The sequence below is a fragment of the Bacillus sp. FCW2 genome (genome assembly GCF_021228595.1).
Lineage (GTDB): Bacteria > Bacillota > Bacilli > Bacillales > Bacillaceae > Bacillus > Bacillus velezensis.
Map to the genome: position 1 here is coordinate 493,976 of NZ_CP089436.1, position 18,005 is coordinate 511,980.

The 18,005-nt window shown below is 44.4% G+C and carries 18 protein-coding genes and 1 pseudogene; 13 read left to right on the forward strand and 6 right to left on the reverse strand.

Features of this window, described 5'->3' with window-relative positions:
* The first annotated feature begins 110 nt into the window (after positions 1-110).
* Together K3G25_RS02680 and K3G25_RS02685 are read left to right on the forward strand one after the other, a co-directional pair.
* Positions 111-2,243: a peptidoglycan D,D-transpeptidase FtsI family protein gene (locus K3G25_RS02680; protein ID WP_232489571.1), complete on the forward strand. Its 2,133-nt coding sequence runs from the start codon at positions 111-113 to the stop codon at positions 2,241-2,243.
* Between the two features lie 177 nt (positions 2,244-2,420).
* On the forward strand, positions 2,421-4,241 hold the full coding sequence (locus K3G25_RS02685; RefSeq protein WP_232489572.1) for a PAS domain-containing protein: 1,821 nt from the start codon (positions 2,421-2,423) through the stop codon (positions 4,239-4,241).
* Here the strand turns inward: K3G25_RS02685 and K3G25_RS02690 are convergent.
* Positions 4,222-5,435, reverse strand: a pseudogene (locus K3G25_RS02690) (aminotransferase A). The gene K3G25_RS02685 and the pseudogene K3G25_RS02690 overlap by 20 nt on opposite strands.
* A gap of 200 nt (positions 5,436-5,635) precedes the next feature.
* Entirely contained in the window at positions 5,636-5,797 is a 162-nt protein-coding gene (locus tag K3G25_RS02695) for a hypothetical protein (RefSeq protein WP_007409608.1), read from the reverse strand.
* Between the two features lie 188 nt (positions 5,798-5,985).
* Between K3G25_RS02695 and cheV the strand changes: the two genes are divergently transcribed.
* The gene (cheV, locus tag K3G25_RS02700) at positions 5,986-6,897 is read left to right on the forward strand and encodes a chemotaxis protein CheV (RefSeq protein ID WP_232489573.1); all 912 of its coding nucleotides are present in this window, start codon (positions 5,986-5,988) and stop codon (positions 6,895-6,897) included.
* Positions 6,898-6,939: 42 nt separating this feature from the next.
* On the opposite strand, the gene K3G25_RS02705 is transcribed toward cheV, so the two are convergent.
* The 4 genes from K3G25_RS02705 to K3G25_RS02720 all read right to left on the reverse strand — a co-directional run bounded on the left by K3G25_RS02705 (position 6,940) and on the right by K3G25_RS02720 (position 10,327).
* Positions 6,940-7,404 (reverse strand): YkyB family protein, encoded by a 465-nt coding sequence (locus K3G25_RS02705; RefSeq protein ID WP_014417605.1) that lies wholly within the window; start codon positions 7,402-7,404, stop codon positions 6,940-6,942.
* A 122-nt stretch (positions 7,405-7,526) separates the two neighbouring features.
* Positions 7,527-8,819: an MFS transporter gene (locus K3G25_RS02710; RefSeq protein ID WP_014417606.1), complete on the reverse strand. Its 1,293-nt coding sequence runs from the start codon at positions 8,817-8,819 to the stop codon at positions 7,527-7,529.
* A 75-nt stretch (positions 8,820-8,894) separates the two neighbouring features.
* Positions 8,895-9,389: a L,D-transpeptidase family protein gene (locus K3G25_RS02715; RefSeq protein WP_088056573.1), complete on the reverse strand. Its 495-nt coding sequence runs from the start codon at positions 9,387-9,389 to the stop codon at positions 8,895-8,897.
* 74 nt (positions 9,390-9,463) lie between these two features.
* On the reverse strand, positions 9,464-10,327 hold the full coding sequence (locus K3G25_RS02720; protein WP_232489574.1) for a metallophosphoesterase: 864 nt from the start codon (positions 10,325-10,327) through the stop codon (positions 9,464-9,466).
* A gap of 143 nt (positions 10,328-10,470) precedes the next feature.
* Between K3G25_RS02720 and fadH the strand changes: the two genes are divergently transcribed.
* From fadH to K3G25_RS02770, 10 genes are all read left to right on the forward strand, one after another.
* Positions 10,471-11,235 (forward strand): 2,4-dienoyl-CoA reductase, encoded by a 765-nt coding sequence (fadH, locus tag K3G25_RS02725; RefSeq protein WP_003154618.1) that lies wholly within the window; start codon positions 10,471-10,473, stop codon positions 11,233-11,235.
* Between the two features lie 113 nt (positions 11,236-11,348).
* The gene (locus tag K3G25_RS02730) at positions 11,349-11,903 is read left to right on the forward strand and encodes a hypothetical protein (protein ID WP_154817639.1); all 555 of its coding nucleotides are present in this window, start codon (positions 11,349-11,351) and stop codon (positions 11,901-11,903) included.
* Between the two features lie 132 nt (positions 11,904-12,035).
* Positions 12,036-13,256 carry an EAL domain-containing protein gene (locus tag K3G25_RS02735; RefSeq protein WP_014417611.1) on the forward strand — a complete coding sequence of 407 codons (1,221 nt, stop codon included), beginning with the start codon at positions 12,036-12,038 and terminating at the stop codon, positions 13,254-13,256.
* Positions 13,257-13,698: 442 nt separating this feature from the next.
* A complete protein-coding gene (locus tag K3G25_RS02740; RefSeq protein WP_003154613.1) occupies positions 13,699-13,938 on the forward strand; it encodes a YkuJ family protein in 240 nt (79 codons plus the stop codon).
* 122 nt (positions 13,939-14,060) lie between these two features.
* Positions 14,061-14,579, forward strand: coding sequence for a ribonuclease H-like YkuK family protein (locus K3G25_RS02745; RefSeq protein ID WP_012117439.1), 519 nt, complete (start codon positions 14,061-14,063; stop codon positions 14,577-14,579).
* Positions 14,580-14,719: 140 nt separating this feature from the next.
* Complete coding sequence (gene abbA, locus K3G25_RS02750; RefSeq protein ID WP_003154609.1) at positions 14,720-14,911, forward strand: antirepressor AbbA; 192 nt, start codon at positions 14,720-14,722, stop codon at positions 14,909-14,911.
* A 143-nt stretch (positions 14,912-15,054) separates the two neighbouring features.
* Positions 15,055-15,498, forward strand: coding sequence for a cyclic-di-AMP-binding protein CbpB (gene cbpB, locus K3G25_RS02755; RefSeq protein ID WP_003154608.1), 444 nt, complete (start codon positions 15,055-15,057; stop codon positions 15,496-15,498).
* Positions 15,499-15,638: 140 nt separating this feature from the next.
* A complete protein-coding gene (gene ccpC / locus K3G25_RS02760; protein ID WP_007611101.1) occupies positions 15,639-16,520 on the forward strand; it encodes a transcriptional regulator CcpC in 882 nt (293 codons plus the stop codon).
* A gap of 112 nt (positions 16,521-16,632) precedes the next feature.
* Complete coding sequence (locus K3G25_RS02765; RefSeq protein WP_110124682.1) at positions 16,633-17,106, forward strand: flavodoxin; 474 nt, start codon at positions 16,633-16,635, stop codon at positions 17,104-17,106.
* Entirely contained in the window at positions 17,096-17,989 is an 894-nt protein-coding gene (locus tag K3G25_RS02770; RefSeq protein WP_232489575.1) for a WD40/YVTN/BNR-like repeat-containing protein, read from the forward strand. The genes K3G25_RS02765 and K3G25_RS02770 overlap by 11 nt, the downstream gene beginning before the upstream one ends.
* Positions 17,990-18,005: the final 16 nt, after the last annotated feature.

Sequence of the window (18,005 nt, forward strand, 5' to 3'; positions counted from 1 at the left end):
ATCTTGACAGTTTTTTTTACCCGTTTTCGCTGTAACAACTTTTACAAAAATGTTACAATTAAAATCTGTTTATGTAAATATATTCAATGATTTGAGAGGTGTAACAGAAAGTGGCTGAAGTCGCGCGCGAACCAAAGAAAAAAACGAAACGTTACAGAGCGCTGAGAATGAATCTCTATTTTTTGATTGTTTTTCTTCTCTTTACGGCACTGATTTTTAAACTCGGCATCGTCCAGATTGTCGAAGGGGATAAACACCGCCAGGATGCGGAGAAGGCAAACGCAAAAACCGCCTATTATCCGACACCGCGGGGAAAGATGTATGACAAGCGGAACAGAGTGGCGGTTGATAACCAGGCCGTGCCCGAAATTGTATATGTATCCACCTCAAAAACCTCGGCAAAGGACAAATTGAAAACGGCAAAAAATCTCGCCGCACTGATTCACATTGATACTGAATTTATGAAGGATCGAAATATCATTGATTACTGGCTTGCCGCACATCCGAAGAAGGCGGAAAAGCTTATGAAGGATTCAGAAAACAGCCTGAAATCCCAAGAAGTGTACAAACGCCAGATTGAACGCGTCCCGAAGCAGGAGATTGATGCGATCAAAAAAGATAAAAAAGAGCTGGAAATCGCGGCGATTTATACGCGTTTTTCAAGCGGCAACGCCTATCAGCCGCAAGTCGTCAAATCAATGGACCCGAATAAGCTGAACGGAAACGGAAACAGCGGTTCACTGCTTGACGAGCATGAAAACAACAAGCAAAAACCGAAAAGCGACCTGACATATGAAGAAGTTTCCGTCGTATCCGAGCACCTGAAAGAGCTCCCCGGCATTGACGTAATCAATGACTGGACGCGGAAATATCCGTACGACAAAACACTGTACTCTCTGTTCGGCGGTGTGACGACACCGGAACAGGGATTGTTGGGCGAACGGAAAGATTACTATGTCACAAGAGGCTATTCACTGAATGACCGAGTGGGAAAAAGCTACATCGAATATCAGTATGAAGACTATTTAAACGCGCATAAAGAAAAAGTAGAGTATGTGGAAAACAGCAAAGGTGAGGTCGTCAGCCAAAAGCCCGTCGATGAAGGCAGCAGAGGCTACGATCTGCAGCTCTCGCTCGATATGGAACTACAGTCGAAAGTCGAAAAAGTCATTGAAAAAGAGCTGAGAAGAAGCCGAGCCGCAGGCAACTATATGGTTGACAGAGGATTTGCCGTCATGATGGACCCGAACAACGGGGACATTCTCTCAATGGCGGGGAAACGAATCGATCTCGAAACAAATAAAACACAGGATTTTGCGATCGGAGCATTTACGACCCAATATGAGATGGGCTCTTCTGTTAAAGGAGCGACTGTTCTCGCAGGTTACCAAAGCGGCCTCCCGCATTATAAAACGTTTGTCGATGCGCCGCTTGTATTTAAAGGCAAAACGAGAAAACAATCGTGGACACAAATGGGAGCCATTACTGAGCTGACTGCGCTGCAAAGAAGTTCAAACGTATATATGTTTCATGTGGCCATGCATATCGCGGGCATTACCTACGTCCCGCACGGCACGCTGCCTGCCGGATTAGACGATATTAAGAAAATGCGCAACTACTACGCCCAATTCGGCCTGGGTGTGAAGACCGGGATTGATCTTCCGCAGGAATCAGCGGGCATGCAGTCAAATCCGCAAATGGTCGGGGGATTGCTGCTTGACTTTGCGATCGGACAGTTTGATACGTATACGCCGCTTCAAATGGCTCAATATATTTCAGCCATCGCAAACGGCGGGTATCGCGTCCAGCCGCGGATCGTCACAAGCATTCATGAACCGGACAGCAAAAACAAGATTGGAAAAGCGATTGAACAGCGAGATATTAAAATTTTGAACAAAGTAAATAACAGTCCGAGCGATTTTGACCAAGTTCATAAAGGGATGAAATTGGTTACAAGCTCACCTCAAGGAACGGCTTATTCAACATTCCAGGGGTCCGGCGCCGATGTTTCCGGTAAAACGGGAACCGCGCAGACGCACTATTACGGCACGAACAAAAACTGGTGGGGGAAAGACACGTATAACCTGACCTTTGTCGGCTATTATCCATCAGAACATCCACGAGTGGCATTCAGCGTCGTCGTTCCGTCTGTTCGAGATGATAAAGATCATGTAAGTAAAAACATTGCCAAAGGAGCAATTGACGCTTACAAAGAGCTTGAAAAGAAATACAATAAAAAATAACAAAAGAAAGGGCGGCCGAACATCTCGTGCGCCCTTTCTTTCATTCAGGAAAATTGACGTTCACAATAAGAATAGAAGGAGAATGCTCATTTTTTAGCGAATCAATCTAGTGGAATTTCTTTTTATATCAGTCCGTGTCCAGCCTGCAGTGCGAGTATAATGCAAAGGAGGGATTCTGTGGAACAGGATACTCAGCATGTCAAACAGTTTCAATCGAAAACCGATCTTCATGCCGTTTTGACGTCTAACGGGCGTATTATGTATATTTCTGCAAACTGCATATCGTACTTCAGTTATTCTCAGGAAGAGATGATCGGATCATTTCTCAAAACGTTCCTGCATGAAGAAGATCAATTTTTGGTTGAAAGTTACTTCTATAATGAGCATCATTTGATGCCTTGCACCTTTCGTCTTATTAAAAAAGATCATACCATCGTATGGCTTGAAGCGGGTGTGGAAATTGTCACACCGCAAATGGAGGGGACGGATCGGGAAATCATCCTCAAAATCAAGGTGCTTGAAGAGAAGACGCCCCGCCGGCCTTATATGTATGAACAAAAGAAGCAAAAGGCAGAACAACAGTCGGAAGATGCGGCTGGAAACGGCGAATTCGAGCGTCTTGTCGAAATGCTGCCGAATCCTTTATATGTCAGCATCAACGGCACAATCGCATACGCCAACAACGCGATGCTTGCCATGCTGGGAGCCGAAAGCAAAGACGAGGTAATCGGCAGGCGCTCTTATGAGTTTATTGAAGAAGAGTATCACGACATTGTGAAAAACCGAATTGTGCGGATGCAAAAAGGAATGGAAGTCGGAATGATCGAACAGACGTGGAGAAGGCTCGACGGCACGCCCGTTCATTTAGAAGTAAAGGCGGCACCGACGACATATAAAAATCAGCGGGCGGAATTGCTGCTTCTGATTGATATTTCTTCACGGAAAAAATTCCAAACGATTCTGCAAAAAAGCAGAGAGCGTTATCAGCTCCTCATTCAGAATTCAATTGATACGATCGCCGTGATTCACAATGATAAATGGGTATTCATGAATGAGTCGGGCATTTCGCTGTTTGAGGCTGAAACATATGAAGATTTAATCGGGAAAAACGTCTATGATCAGCTTCATCCCTGTGATCATGACGGCGTGAAACAGCGGATCCAAAATATTATCAACCGAAAGACCGAGTCAGAAATTATTAAGCAATCGTGGTTTACCTTTAAAAACCGGCTGATTTACACGGAAATGGTCTGCATTCCGACGACGTTTTTCGGAGAAACGGCCGTACAGGTCATTCTGCGTGACATTTCTGAGCGGAAGCAGACGGAGGAATTAATGCTGAAGTCGGAAAAGCTGTCTATCGCAGGGCAGCTGGCGGCGGGAATCGCTCACGAAATCCGCAATCCGCTGACGGCGATCAAAGGATTTTTACAGCTCATGAAGCCGACGATGGAGGAAAACGAACATTACTTTGAAATTGTGTTTTCTGAACTGAGCAGAATCGAATTAATTTTAAGTGAGCTTTTAATGCTTGCCAAACCTCAGCAAAACGCCGTGAAAGAGCGTGTAAACTTAAAGAAAATTATCAGTGAAGTGACCGCTCTTTTAGAGACGCAGGCAAATCTGAAAGGGATTTTTATCAAAACGGATTACGAACATGACAGCATGTATATTAACGGTGATCAAAATCAGCTGAAACAGGTGTTTATCAATCTGATTAAAAATGCCGTTGAGTCGATGCCGGATGGGGGAACGGTTCACATTCTTATGACAGAAGATGAGTATTCCGTTAATGTGACGGTGAAAGACGAGGGTGACGGGATACCGGAAAACGTGCTGAAACGAATAGGCGAACCGTTTTTGACAACGAAAGAAAAAGGAACCGGCCTGGGGCTGATGGTCACATTCAACCTTATTAAAAACCACCAGGGAGCTATCCAAGTAGACAGCAAACCGGATAGAGGCACGGCCTTTCATATTACATTCCCGAAACAATAAAAAACAACGGCGTTATGCCGTTGTTTAAATAGTCTGCATGGATTCTCTCGTTTTTAAAATAAATGCTTCCAGCCGGTCCAAGCCTTCTCTCAATGTATCCAGTGAATATGCGAATGACAGCCTCACATACCCTTCACCCAATTTTGAAAACGAGCTGCCGGGCACTAGAGCCACACCTGCATCCTCTAAAAGAGCCATACTAAAATCAAACGATGACATTCCGAATGACTTAATGGAAGGGAAGATATAAAATGCGCCTGACGGCTTTACGACGTCAAGCCCCATTGAGACAAGACGGTCATATACATAGTCAAGCCGCTTTTTATACTGTTCTCTCATAATAAGCGCATCATCAACACCGTTTGTCACCGCTTCAAGAGCCGCTTTCTGAGAGATTGAAGACGCGCATGTCACACTGTATTGGTGAACTTTTAAGATGTGCTTGGCAATTTCTTTCGGTGCGAAAATGAAACCGATTCTCCAGCCCGTCATGCTGTGTGATTTTGACAGGCCGTTGATGACGATCGTCTGGTCTCTCAAATAAGACGCGATCGAATAATGCGGTCTGTCATAGGTTAATTCGCTGTAAATCTCATCAGACAGGACAAAAACATTTCTGCCCTTCAGGACGGCTGCGATGTTTTGCAGCTCTTCCTCAGACAATGTCACTCCGGTCGGGTTTGACGGATAAGGAAGAATGACGCATTTTGTTTTTGGTGTCAGCGATTCTTCAATGAGCCGCGCCGTCAGCTTAAATCCGTGTGTCGTCGTATCCACATGGACCGGAACGGCGCCCGACATGCGGATGATCGGTTCGTAGCCCGGATATATCGGTCCGGGGAGAATAACTTCATCGCCCGGAGATAAAATCGTCCGCAAAGACGCGTCAATCGCTTGGCTTGCCCCGGTTGTGACGATGATTTCAGTTTCAGCTTCATAATTCAAGTCAGCTTTTTTCTTCATATAAAGCTGTACGGCCTGTCTCAGCTCAAGTCCGCCCGCGTTCGGAGTATACGCCGTTGCGTTCTCGTCGATTGCCTTTTTGGCAGCCGCTTTGACATGGTGCGGCGTGAAGAAATCCGGCTGACCGATCGTAAGCGAAATGACATTGTCGTGCTGAGCTACAAGATTTGAGAATTTGCGAATTCCTGAAATTTCAATTTCTTTTACATTCGGATTAAGCAAATGTTCCATAATTCATCACCTTATACTATATATTGAGTTTCTCCTATTTTACCACTAGCTGAGCATTTGTCATCTTTTTATTGAACTATCCCGAGTATATGTCCGATATGTGAAAACATACCTTCTTTCAGAAAAAAATAAGACAACCAGCTGAAATGATTGTCTTCATTGTATCATGATCTATCTATTGTGATATGTGGCGAATGTCATTAATACCCGTATTCAAAGCTGACGTCTTCCCGCCATAAGATGTATGGAGCGGGCTTGTCGGGACGCTCTTTCGCCTCTTTTTTCATTTGCAGGTAAGCCGTTTTGCTGATATCTTCTAACACCGTCATTTGATCTTGGTCGAATATGACTACTGTACCCATTTATTACACCCTTCTTCCTGAAAAATCCTTGACTATTTTACCACTCGATGTCAAAAAGTCAATGGGATATCAGAAAAAAGCATTTTTTTATAAAGAGTTCATGGCCAGTTGGACCGAATACATTCACTTTTTCCGTTTCCAGCCGATATATACAGTACAATACTGAATGCGGATAGCGAGGGATTGAATTGTCTTTACAACAATACGATATTTTATTGGATTCAGGCACAAACGAATTAGAAATCGTCAAATTTGAAGTAGGCGTCAATACATTTGGCATAAATGTGATGAAAGTCCGGGAAATCATTCAGCCGGTAGATGTCACATCTGTGCCTCAGTCTCATAAAGACGTAGAAGGGATGATTAAGCTGAGAGGCGAAATTCTTCCCGTCATCAGTCTGTATTCCTTTTTCGGCGTTGATACCGAAGGAGCAAAAGACGATAAATATATCGTAACGGAATTCAACAAACGGAAAATCGTCTTTCACGTCGGTTCCGTTTCACAAATCCACAGGGTGTCCTGGGAGGCGATTGAAAAGCCGACTTCCCTGAACCAGGGCATGGAGCGGCATTTAACGGGAATCATCAAACTGGAAGACACGATGATCTTTCTGCCTGATTATGAAAAGATCATTTACGATATTGAATCGGCATCGGGAGTTGAGACTTATCATGTCCATCAGGAAGGATTTGATGAAAGACGGGCGGGTAAAAAACTGATCATCGTTGAAGATTCGCCGCTTCTGATGCGTCTTTTGACGGATGAGCTGACTGAGGCGGGGTACAGTGAAATCGTTACGTTTGAAAACGGAAAAGAAGCGTATGATTACGTCGTGGAACTGACGGATAACGGAGAAAACCTGTCAGACCATATTGACATGATTATCAGTGACATTGAGATGCCGAAAATGGACGGGCATCGTTTGACGAAGCTCCTTAAGGATAACCCGCAAAGCTCTGATGTGCCGATTATGATTTTCTCGTCCCTGATTACGGACGACCTGCGCCACCGGGGCGAAGTAGTCGGAGCGGATGAACAGATCAGCAAGCCTGAAATCAGCGAGCTCATTAAAAAAGTGGATACGTACGTGATTGAATAGAAAAAAGCCGATGCATGACGCATCGGCTTTTTTGCGGCGGAATTAAAAATAACTCTCACCAAGTTTTTTAAATACGGGTTTATGATAAGCGGGCTGCTGCCTGTTGGCGGCAAGCGGTTTTTCCTTTAAGCCCACATATTTTTGCAATACGTTTTTCGCTTTTGTCAAAGACATTTGTGCTTTAGGATTGCGGTACGATTGATTTAACGTACCTAAATGCGGAAGATGCCGGAAGTCTTCTTTTGTTGGAGGCATGTGAAAATAGTAGTCTCCGATAGAGATAAGTACGTCTGACTGCTGTTGGCTAAACCTGGGATTATTTGAAAAGTGAAGCCCTATTTTTTTCCCTTTGCCTTCTTTCACAAGCTTTTGTAATGCCCGTTTTTTCAGCAGATAAAGGTATTTAGGGTTGGGGGCGGTTTTTGCATGGCGGTTCACAGTATAAACAGCTTTTGAAAGATTCTCGATGGTTGGCTGCAGCTCTTTCGAATAAGCGTGGTCGTCCATTATTTCTCTCCTTTGCATTGATCAAGTTCATATATAGATTATACTTTTTTAGCGTTGAAATGCAAATATTGATTATAAAAATACGCCTTTTTCTGATGAAAAGGGCGCATCTTTTTCCTTTATTAGACAGGATTCGCATGTTTTTCGGAATCAGCCTTTAATGATTGCTGCACATCGACCTCTGCTGCCTCGGCGCTGTATTTCGGAAGAGCGATAAAATAGAACACAAATACCGCTAAAATCACGATTCCCATGCCGTAATAAAGGTAATCAATATTGGAAACGAATTTCGGAAATAACAGGGCAACCAGTCCGAGTGTAATCGATTGGGCAAACATCATAAAAGGGTCCTGCCAGCCGCTGACCCGGCCCATTATTTTCGGATGAACAATTTTCGGCATCCAGCCGCCGATGGCGATATTGACAGGGCCGATGCACATGCCGAGGACGAAAGCCGCCGCATAATAAATCCACAGCTTATCCGTATAGCCGAGGACAAAAATGAGCAGTCCGGCTGCCAAAATAGGAATCGACATCAAATGATGCGGTTTGACTTTTTTCGCGATCATCGTTCCGATCACACTTCCTGCAAGCAGGCCGAAGCCGAGTGCGACGGTGAAGATGGAAGTATGTGATTCGTAATGATCAGGCGCAAGTCCGTATTTCATCGTAAACATCGGCAGTACGGCAAAGCCGCCGTTGACAAAACCAAAGATAAAAAAGCCGAAAATAAGGGAAGCAAGCAATTTGTTTTTAACAATATATACGATCCCTTCCTTAAAATCAGCGACCGAGTCTTTCAGAAACGAATCTCCCCATTTAAAAGGGCCGTTCGGCTGACGGGCTTCTTTCGGAATGCGGCAGGCGCGGATCAGAAAGCCTGATACAATAAAGCTGACAAAATCAAGGATAATGGCTCCGTGAATACCGATCGTTTTATACATAAACGCGCCTATACCGACGCCGAATACCATGAAGATGCTGAACAGGATCTGGTTAAGTCCCGCCGCTTTCGCGTAATGCTCCTTAGGCAGAATAGCTTGTACAAGGCTGGCTTCCGCCGGGAAAAAGAACTTGGTCACGGCGCTTCTGATGAACAAAATACAGAACACGAGAGGGATGCTCCCGGTGTATAATGCGGCAAACAATACGATCGTCAGTCCGGCTCTGATCCAGTCACAATTCTCTGCGACCTTTTTCCTGTCAAGCCGGTCAGCTGCGACACCGACAATCAGAAATACGAAAACTGTCGGCAGTGAATACATCAGCTCAGCCAAAGTCGTGTATGCCGGCTGATTTGAAAAATGGTCCAGCAAGTAAAAAGCGAAAGCCATATTACCTACAGTCGTTCCCATTTGAGAAGCGAGTGCTGCGAAAAAGAGACGAACAAAATTGCGATTTTTAAATATATCCATAAACACGCTCCTTACCCTAAAGGTCCCACTGTAATATATTATCATCAGCTCGTTCCATTAACAAATAAGATCTTTCTATCTTATAATAGTCACCCTTGTTCCATTAGGAACGGCAGCGGCAAGTTTAGTGACGTCCTGATTATACATCCGGATGCATCCTTTTGATACCGCTTTGCCGATGGAGGAAGGATTATTTGTTCCGTGAATGCCGTAATGAATTTTAGAGAGGCTGAGCCAATAAGCGCCGAACGGGCCTCCGGGCTTAGGCTGGCGGTTCACGATGTAAAATTCTCCGGTCGGCGTGGTCGTCAATATTTTTCCGACTGCGATGGGGTACGTACGGATGAGCCTGCCAAGGCGGTATAACTCCAGTTTCTTCGCTCCGATATACACGATGATGGAGTAGGGAATGGTGGATGGGTCAGGAAGATTCGGTATGATAATGTGCTGTCCCGCGTATATGACCGATTGGATTGAGGGATTTGCCTGAAGGAGAGCAGCAGTGCTTATTCTGAAGTCTTGCGCAATGCTTGAGATGGTTTCTCCTTGTTTCACTTGATATGTCAGCAGTTTCATCACCCTCCTTTTTGCTCTTTTCCATATACATATTACGGAGGGGGTGTCTGTGCATCAGGATAAAAGTCTTATTTTTGCTCGGTTTTCAATGTGAACAGCGTGATTTCCGGTCTGGCTAAAAATCGATACGGCAGTCTTGTCGTACCGAGCCCGCGATTGACGTAAACGGCTGTGTCATGCAGCGTATACATGCCGTCGGTATACGTTTTTCCGTAAGGAGGCGTAATGAGAGGGCCGAAAAACGGGAGCTGGACCTGGCCGCCGTGAGTGTGTCCCGACAGCTGGAGGTTTACGGGATATCCGCCTATCTCGAGAGCGGCATCAGGCTCGTGGACGATTAAAATGGAAAACGCATCTTCGGAAAGGCGGGACAGGGTGCCTTCATAATCGGGTTTTCCGAGCATTACATCATCCAAAAACGCGAGTTCAATCCGGCTTCCGTCTGTCAGCTGCACCTGACGATAGCCGTTTCGAAACACTTGAAAATCAGCAGCTTCCATCAGAGCCTTGTACGTGTTCGTACCGTAGCCTCCGTGGTCATGGTTTCCGTAAACACAAAGTTTGCCGAAGGGAGCTTCAAGATTTTGCAGCACGGCGAGTGCACGCTGGTGATCATTAAATAAATGCGGCTTATCAATTAAATCTCCCGTAAAGATGAGCAGATCGGGTTTCAGCTGATTGATCTTTTCCGCTGCTTTATTCATGTCACCGGATGTAAACACATCACTGAGGTGCGTATCGCTGAATTGAACGATTTTAAAATTGTCAAAGCTGCGGGGGATCAGGCGGTTGGTGATTGTATGCCGGGTGATCTCAATCATGCGCGGTTCAATATACCGGGCATAGCCGTAACCTCCGCAAGCCGTTGCAAGAGCTGCACCCAAAACACCGAATCCTCTTTTTAAAAATGTTCTTCTGGTCATTTTCTCCATATGTAAAACCAACCTTTGTCAGAGTTTTTCTATTATATCATCAGCTTGGCTGAAAAATCCCTTCTCAGCATGTAATGACGCGGAAAGACATCTGTGATAAAATTATGAATGATTATTCATTCAATAAAAGGGGTGGGTTTGTTATGGATAAGAAAGCGGTAATCATTACAGGCGGTTCAAGCGGCATGGGAAAAGCAATGGCGAAAAAACAGGCTGAATTAGGATGGCACGTCATGGTGACAGGGAGGAACCATGAAGCACTTGAGGAAACAAAAAAAGAAATTGAGACCTTTGAGGGGCAGGTCGCCTGTTTTCAAATGGATGTCCGTTCTGATTCCGCCGCTTCAGACATGATTACAGAAGCGAAAAAAGTCTTTGGCCGGCTCGATGCGCTGATTAACAATGCGGCCGGCAACTTTATTTGCCCGGCAGAGAAGCTGACGCCCAATGGATGGAAAGCTGTTATTGAGATTGTTTTAAACGGCACATTTTTCTGCAGCCAAGCCGCGGCAAGGCATTGGATCGAGCAGGAGCAGAAGGGCGTCATCTTAAATATGGCCGCTACATACGCATGGGGAGCGGGAGCGGGTGTCGTTCATTCCGCTGCAGCCAAAGCGGGGGTATTGTCACTGACAAGAACGCTGGCCGTTGAATGGGGGAGCAAATACGGCATCCGCACAAACGCGATAGCCCCCGGCCCGATTGAACGGACAGGCGGTGCGGAGAAGCTGTTTGAATCGGAAAAAGCGGTGTCCCGCACTATGAACAGTGTGCCGCTCGGCCGGCTGGGCACACCGGAAGAAATCGCCGCGTTGGCAGCGTTTTTGCTATCTGATGAAGCGTCCTATATAAACGGGGATTGTATCACAATGGACGGGGGACAATGGCTGAATCCTTATCCGTTTTAATTTTTCAGATATTGATGATTTTGCAAAACAAGCGAACGTTAAAGCCGCCGTTCGCTTGTTTTATTTTCTATTCAAAATTATGATATAATTTTGAAAGATTAAGGGGCGGTTAATTGAAGAAATTATTAAAATGGTTCGTTGTACTATTTGTAAGCAGTTTAGCTATCATCTTTAATATTTGGTACTTTATTATTTGTGCTTTTACTCCGGAGTATTATCAAAATACCAATCTTACATCTGATGAAATAATCAGATTTGAAAAGCTATATCACATAGATTTTCCTGATGAAACGAAATGTATTAAAGCCAGGGAGTATTTGAGTGGGCTCGGAGATACATCGGCTGTATTATATGTGTCTCTGCCAACCAAGCTGGCGGAAACAATTTTATCTGATTATACGTATATGCCAATAAATCATACTGATCATGCCGGTTCAATGTATGGAGTTGACGTTTCCGAGAGTATTGGCGGGTTAACAACTCTTACATTTGGCACTTTAGATAAAAAAGGAACTTTTTTTCAGTTGAAACATGATGATGATTGGATATTTAACAGCACTGATTGGAGCCATTATTTTTGGACAGCTGCCGGTTATAATGCTCTTATATTTATCCTTTTATTTGTGATTGTGAAACAAATGAATAACGTCCTTAATGAACCGGTCTGAAGAGTGATCTTAAAAATATCCCCCTTTTATTTTAAGCTGCTGCCGTACTGCCTCCTTTTCCCCTAACCTAAACATTTGTGGTGCTGATATAATTGTGTATAATCAGACAAAGATAGAGAAGCAGGTGATAACATGTTGGACCCACTTGATATACTGACGAATATTGATGATGTCATTCCGTATTACCAAGCGATTTTTAACGCTGAGGAACAAAGAGTCGTAGGCTACGAAGTGCTTGGCCGGATTTTGGCAGATGCGGAGATTGAGAGCCTCGGGTCGTTTTTCTTAGATTCCGGCATTCCGGAAGAATATAAGCTTGAGGTCGATGACAGAGTCATCAGGCAGGCGCTGGAGCGGTTTAAAGAAGCTGATCGTGATCTGTTGATTTTTATCAATCAGGATGCGAATGTATTGATGCTTGACCACGGCGAAAGCTTTCTTGAGCTTTTGAAAGAATACGAAGAGCAGGGCATCGAATTGAACCGTATTGTGCTTGAGATCACCGAGCACAATTTCGAAGGCGACATTGAACAGCTGTACCATATGCTTGCCTATTATCGTACATACGGCATTAAAATCGCGGTGGACAATATAGGTAAGGAGAGCAGCAACCTGGACAGAATCGCGCTCCTTTCACCGGACCTTCTGAAAATAGATTTGCAGGCGCTGAAGGTATCTCAGCCGTCACCATCATATGAGCATGTGCTGTACAGCATTTCATTGCTGGCGAGAAAAATCGGCGCCGCGCTGCTGTATGAAGATATAGAAGCTGATTTCCAGCTCCAGTACGCATGGAGAAACGGAGGCCGATTTTTTCAAGGCTATTATCTGCAGGCGCCGAGCGGGGATTTTATAGACCGGAGCCTGTTAAAAGCACGCTTGAAAACGGAGTTTCAGCAATTTATCACGAGAGAAAAAAAGAAGCTGGAAACGGTATATGAACACTCTGAGAATTTTTATAAGCGGGTCAATCAGGCAGTTTCCGAGCTGAAGAAAACCCATCAGGCGGACGATGAGTTTATTAAAAAACTGGCGGAAAACCTGACCGACTGCTGCTTCAGAATTTATATGTGTGATGAAGAAGGCTATCAGCTGACGGGAAATGTGTTCAAGCAGTCCGGCGAATGGCTTTATCAGCCTGAATACATGGAGAAAAACTGGAGCTGGCGTCCGTACTTTTTAGAAAACATCATGAAGATGCGGAATTCAAGAAAAGGTTTTTTCAGTGACCTGTACAGTGATATTGAGACGGGTGAGATGATCAGAACCTTTTCATACCCGATGGATGACAATATGTATTTATTTATCGATCTGCCTTACTCTTATTTATATGAACAGGACGGGTTACTTTAAAGCGGCTGCTGTATGCCGCTTTTTTTTATAAGTGTGAAAAAGTTTTAAAAAACGATTGACAATGATACTGATAATCATTATCATTTAGTTATAGAGAGAAGTTACTCTCTGTTCCCCAACCCCTCTATCAGATCAAGATCCGAAAAAACTTGGCGCTACCCCCGCCAAGTTTTTTTATGCCGTCTGCGCATAAAAAGGCTTCTTCTCACATACATCTGACAATGGCGGCTCAAAAAGCGAAAAATTTTTTTGAAAGGTGTATGACATTCCGAAAAAAGCTTCAAACTATTCGAAAACACGGTTTTCCCGTTTATTTCTTTTTGAAAATCCAGCGGGAAAATGCCATCCCGGTCTACTTTATGGTATGATGCTCTGTAGAACTTGTATTATAATAAATACTTGTTGATTTGAAGTTGTTTTTTGAAAGGAGTCTTTTTTTAGAATGTCACAATTAATGGGTATCATCACGCGGCTGCAAAGTCTGCAAGAAACAGCGGAAGCGGCGAACGAGCCGATGCAGCGTTATTTTGAAGTTAACGGCGAAAAAATTTGCAGTGTTAAATATTTCGAAAAAAATCAAACGTTTGAACTGACGGTTTTCCAAAAAGGTGAAAAACCTAACACATATCCGTTTGATAACATTGACATGATTTCTATTGAAATTTTTGAGCTCCTTCAGTAATTTGATTTGATTTTTCAGGCTGACCAAGCTTCCGGTCTTCCGCAAGCGGAGCTTTATTAAATTATGCAAAGGAACGTGCTTGTTCGTTTGGTTGTAGACTCTGGAAAGAGGAGTGTCCGTACATGGCTGATTCTTTTCTGTTTTATAATCTTTCTGAGGCACAGATGACCTTTCAAGACGTGACGGAGCGGCTGAAACGCTTTGTCAATAAAGACCCCCGTTCAGCATACGTGCTGTCTGTAGGGACTGATTCACAAGTTTACCGCGACTTCACAAAGTTTATTACGGCTATACACTTGCACCGTACAGGCAAGGGAGCTTGGGGCTGTTTGAAAAATCACGATCTTGCAAGACCGATACATAGCCTTCGCGAAAAAATTTCGCTGGAAACCGCGTTCAGCCAGGAGATGGCTGCGCATATCCTCGACGGCCGTCTTATGGAAATGACAGATTTACTCTTGCCTTTTGCGGATGAAGGGGCGGATCTTTCATTTGAAGTGCATCTGGATATCGGTCAAAAAGGGCTGACAAAAGAATTGATACAAGAAATGACCGGCCGCATTACCTCGATGGGCATTGAAGCGAAAATCAAGCCCGATTCCTGCACAGCATTCAGTTATGCCAATCGTTACACAAAATAATATTTCATACAGAATCCGCAAAATGTCGAATTATGCGGTTGACGATTTTTTTCTGTTTACTTATTCTAGCGGTAGAGCTGAAAGCAAATTTCACCTTGCTTTCAGAGGTATTCAGTTAAAAATAGGGGGCCTGATTACGTATGAGTCTTATCAGTGAACGATTTACGGAAGAAGAACAGAAACTTCTGCTGAATATCCTGATCAATCAAGAATATGCCATTGAGCTTTTGACCAGCGAAATCAACGATATAGAAGCAGGGTCAAAAAGCGTTGATGGAACCACTTATAAAAAACTCGTAACGCTCTATGACCGTTTTCGGAATGAAAATTAATCAGCGGCCTATAAATTGATACTCGATTGCAAAGAGTATCTTTTTTATTGACGGAAACTTTTCGACAAAAAATGATAATGTTTATATTATTGCAATATAGGGAATACATGCTTTGATGAAAAATGTAAAGGGGTCGAAGTGACATGATTAGCTTACAATCAGATCAGCTTCTTGATGCAACAGTCGGACAATTTATGATCGAGGCGGATAAAGTGGCGCACGTTCAAGTCGGTAACAACCTTGAGCATGCTCTTTTAGTGCTGACCAAAACCGGCTATACCGCCATTCCCGTCCTCGACGCTTCGTACCGTCTGCACGGTTTGATCGGGACAAATATGATTATGAACAGCATTTTCGGACTTGAACGGATCGAGTTTGAGAAACTGGATCAAATTACGGTTGAGGAAGTCATGCTGAAAGACATTCCCCGTCTCCACATCAATGATCCGATTATCAAAGGGTTCAGCATGGTCATTAACAACGGCTTTGTCTGCGTTGAAAATGATGAAGGCGTCTTTGAAGGCATTTTCACGAGAAGAGTCGTGTTAAAACAGTTGAGCAGCCATATCAGATCATTGAATAAGTAGGCTCGCACGATCAGCCTATTTGTTCTTTTGCATGCCGGAAAAAGAAAACGCATACATATGAGTGGCGCTTGCCTCGGCAGCCTTTATTTTATTAGAATGGTAGATAAGAAATACGAAAAGGCATTGAAAAGGAGGACGACATGCAGCTTCAAGAGCTTCATATGCTCGTAGTTTTGGCTGAGGAATTAAACATGAGGAAGGCTGCCGAACGGTTATTCGTGTCACAGCCGGCTCTGTCCCAGCGATTGCAGACCATTGAAAAAGCCTGGGGAACAAAGATCTTTCTAAGATCTCAAAAAGGACTTACGGTAACGCCGGCAGGAGAAAAAATCATACAATTTGCAAATGACGTCACGGATCGGCAAGAAAGAATCAGAGAAAACATTGATGAACTTGAGGGTGAGATTCACGGCACATTAAAGCTTGCCGTCGCCTCCATTATCGGGCAGCACTGGCTTCCGAAAGTGTTAAAAACATATGTGGAACGATATCCGAATGCAAAGGTCTCTCTCATTACAGGGTGGAGCAGCGAAATGCTGAAAAGTCTGTATGAAGATCAGGTACATATCGGCATTATCCGGGGAAATCCGGAATGGAAAGGCCGGAAAGATTATTTAATGACCGATCATTTATATTTGGTTGATACGGAAATTTCCTGTATTGATGATATTGCCCATACCGATCGGCCGTTTATCCAATTCAAAAGTGACAGTACATATTTTCAGGAAATTCAGCATTGGTGGCATCAAAAATTCAAAACCTCGCCGAAACAGACCATCCTCGTCGATCAGATTGAAACGTGCAAGCAGATGGCGCTGCACGGAATCGGTTATGCCATTCTGCCGTCAGTCACTTTAGAAGAGGAAGACAAAGTAAATAAAATGCCCCTGCTTGATACAAAAGATCATCCGATCGGCCGTGACACATGGCTGCTCGGTTATGAGCCGGCATTTGAATTAAAACAGGTGCAGGCTTTTGTTTCTGTCATTAAAGATATGCTGAAGCAGGAACGCCCATTTTAGAAAGACAGCAATCATGCTGTCTTTTTTTTATTTTTTATTGACAATGAAAATCATTATCATTTAAAGTGTTATATATGTTAATGAAAATCATTATCAATTACGAGGTGATCTTATGCGGAAAGCATTAATGATATACGCAAGCATGTCGGGGAATACAGAGGATATTGCCGGCATTATAAAAGAAACACTGAGCGGGCATCAGATAGCAGTTGACTGTCTCGACATGGATGAGGCAGATGCGGATTCTCTCGAAGCATATGATTATGTTTTTGTCGGCACGTACACATGGGGGGATGGTGATCTTCCTTACGAAGCGGAAGATTTTTACGAAGATATTCTGCACAGCCAGCTCAACGGACTGAAAACGGCCTGTTTCGGTTCAGGCGATCACGCCTACCCGAAGTTTTGCGAAGCGGTCACGCTGTTTTGCGATGCATTTGAACAGGCCGGAGCCAATTTATATCCGGAAACGCTGAAAATCGAATTGGCGCCCGAGACGGCTGAGGATCAGGAATGCTGCAAAGAATTTGTCCGCGGTTTTCTTGCATGGGCCGCTCACCACGGAGACCGGTGCCATGTTTCATAAAGGCGCGACGGCTGTCATGGCATCAGTGACTTCAGGATATTTTGTCGCGGTGAAAGACGAAGGTATTTTTCATTTTTCCGCGGAAGAAGGCTGGAAAAGACTATTCCGAGTGAAAAGCAGAATTCATGTGCTGACTTACATAGGGCCCTACATATTCGCGGCTGGAGAAAAAGGCGCCGTCTTCAGATCAGCCGATCAGGGAAAGATTTGGACGGCCTCCCGGTTTCCGACCAGCGCCTCCGTATGGGCCGTTGCCGGGCGAAATGACGGGTTTGTCTGTGCGCACGGCACATATTGCCTCTACTTATCTGATGATTTCGGCGTCACTTGGCATGTGGCTAAGCCCTTTTCACAATTAAAGGAGCCGCCTGTCATCCGTTCGCTTTGTTTACACGGTCAGACGATTTATATCGGCACCCGGATTCATATGAATCATGGCGGCATTTGGGCGTATGATCTGACGGAAGACCGCATCCGGCGTATAAGCCGCGAAAGGCAGCGCATGACGGCTTCAATGATGATGTATCAGAATGACTGGCTCATTGCAGCAAAGGGCGCGGCAAAGGGAGAACGGGGAGAGGTTGCCGTCCGAAACGTGCGGACGCAAGAGGAGTTTGCCATTACAGCCGGGCCCGCCGTACGGGAAAAATCATTTCTCGACGTTTCTGAGGATAACGGGATTATTTATGTCACATCGTCACAGGACGAAAACGGATTTTCGCGTATTTATCAAGCTGATCTCGCCGCCGGTGAATTAAAGTGGTTTGATACGATCCGCGGTCACGGATGGCGGGTGGCCAACCGGGAAGAAAACTTTTTTTGCGCGGGCCTTTACGAAAGTAAGTTTGTCAGACCGTATGAGGCGATTCGGCTCGCACATTAGTTTTTATGCATAAAGG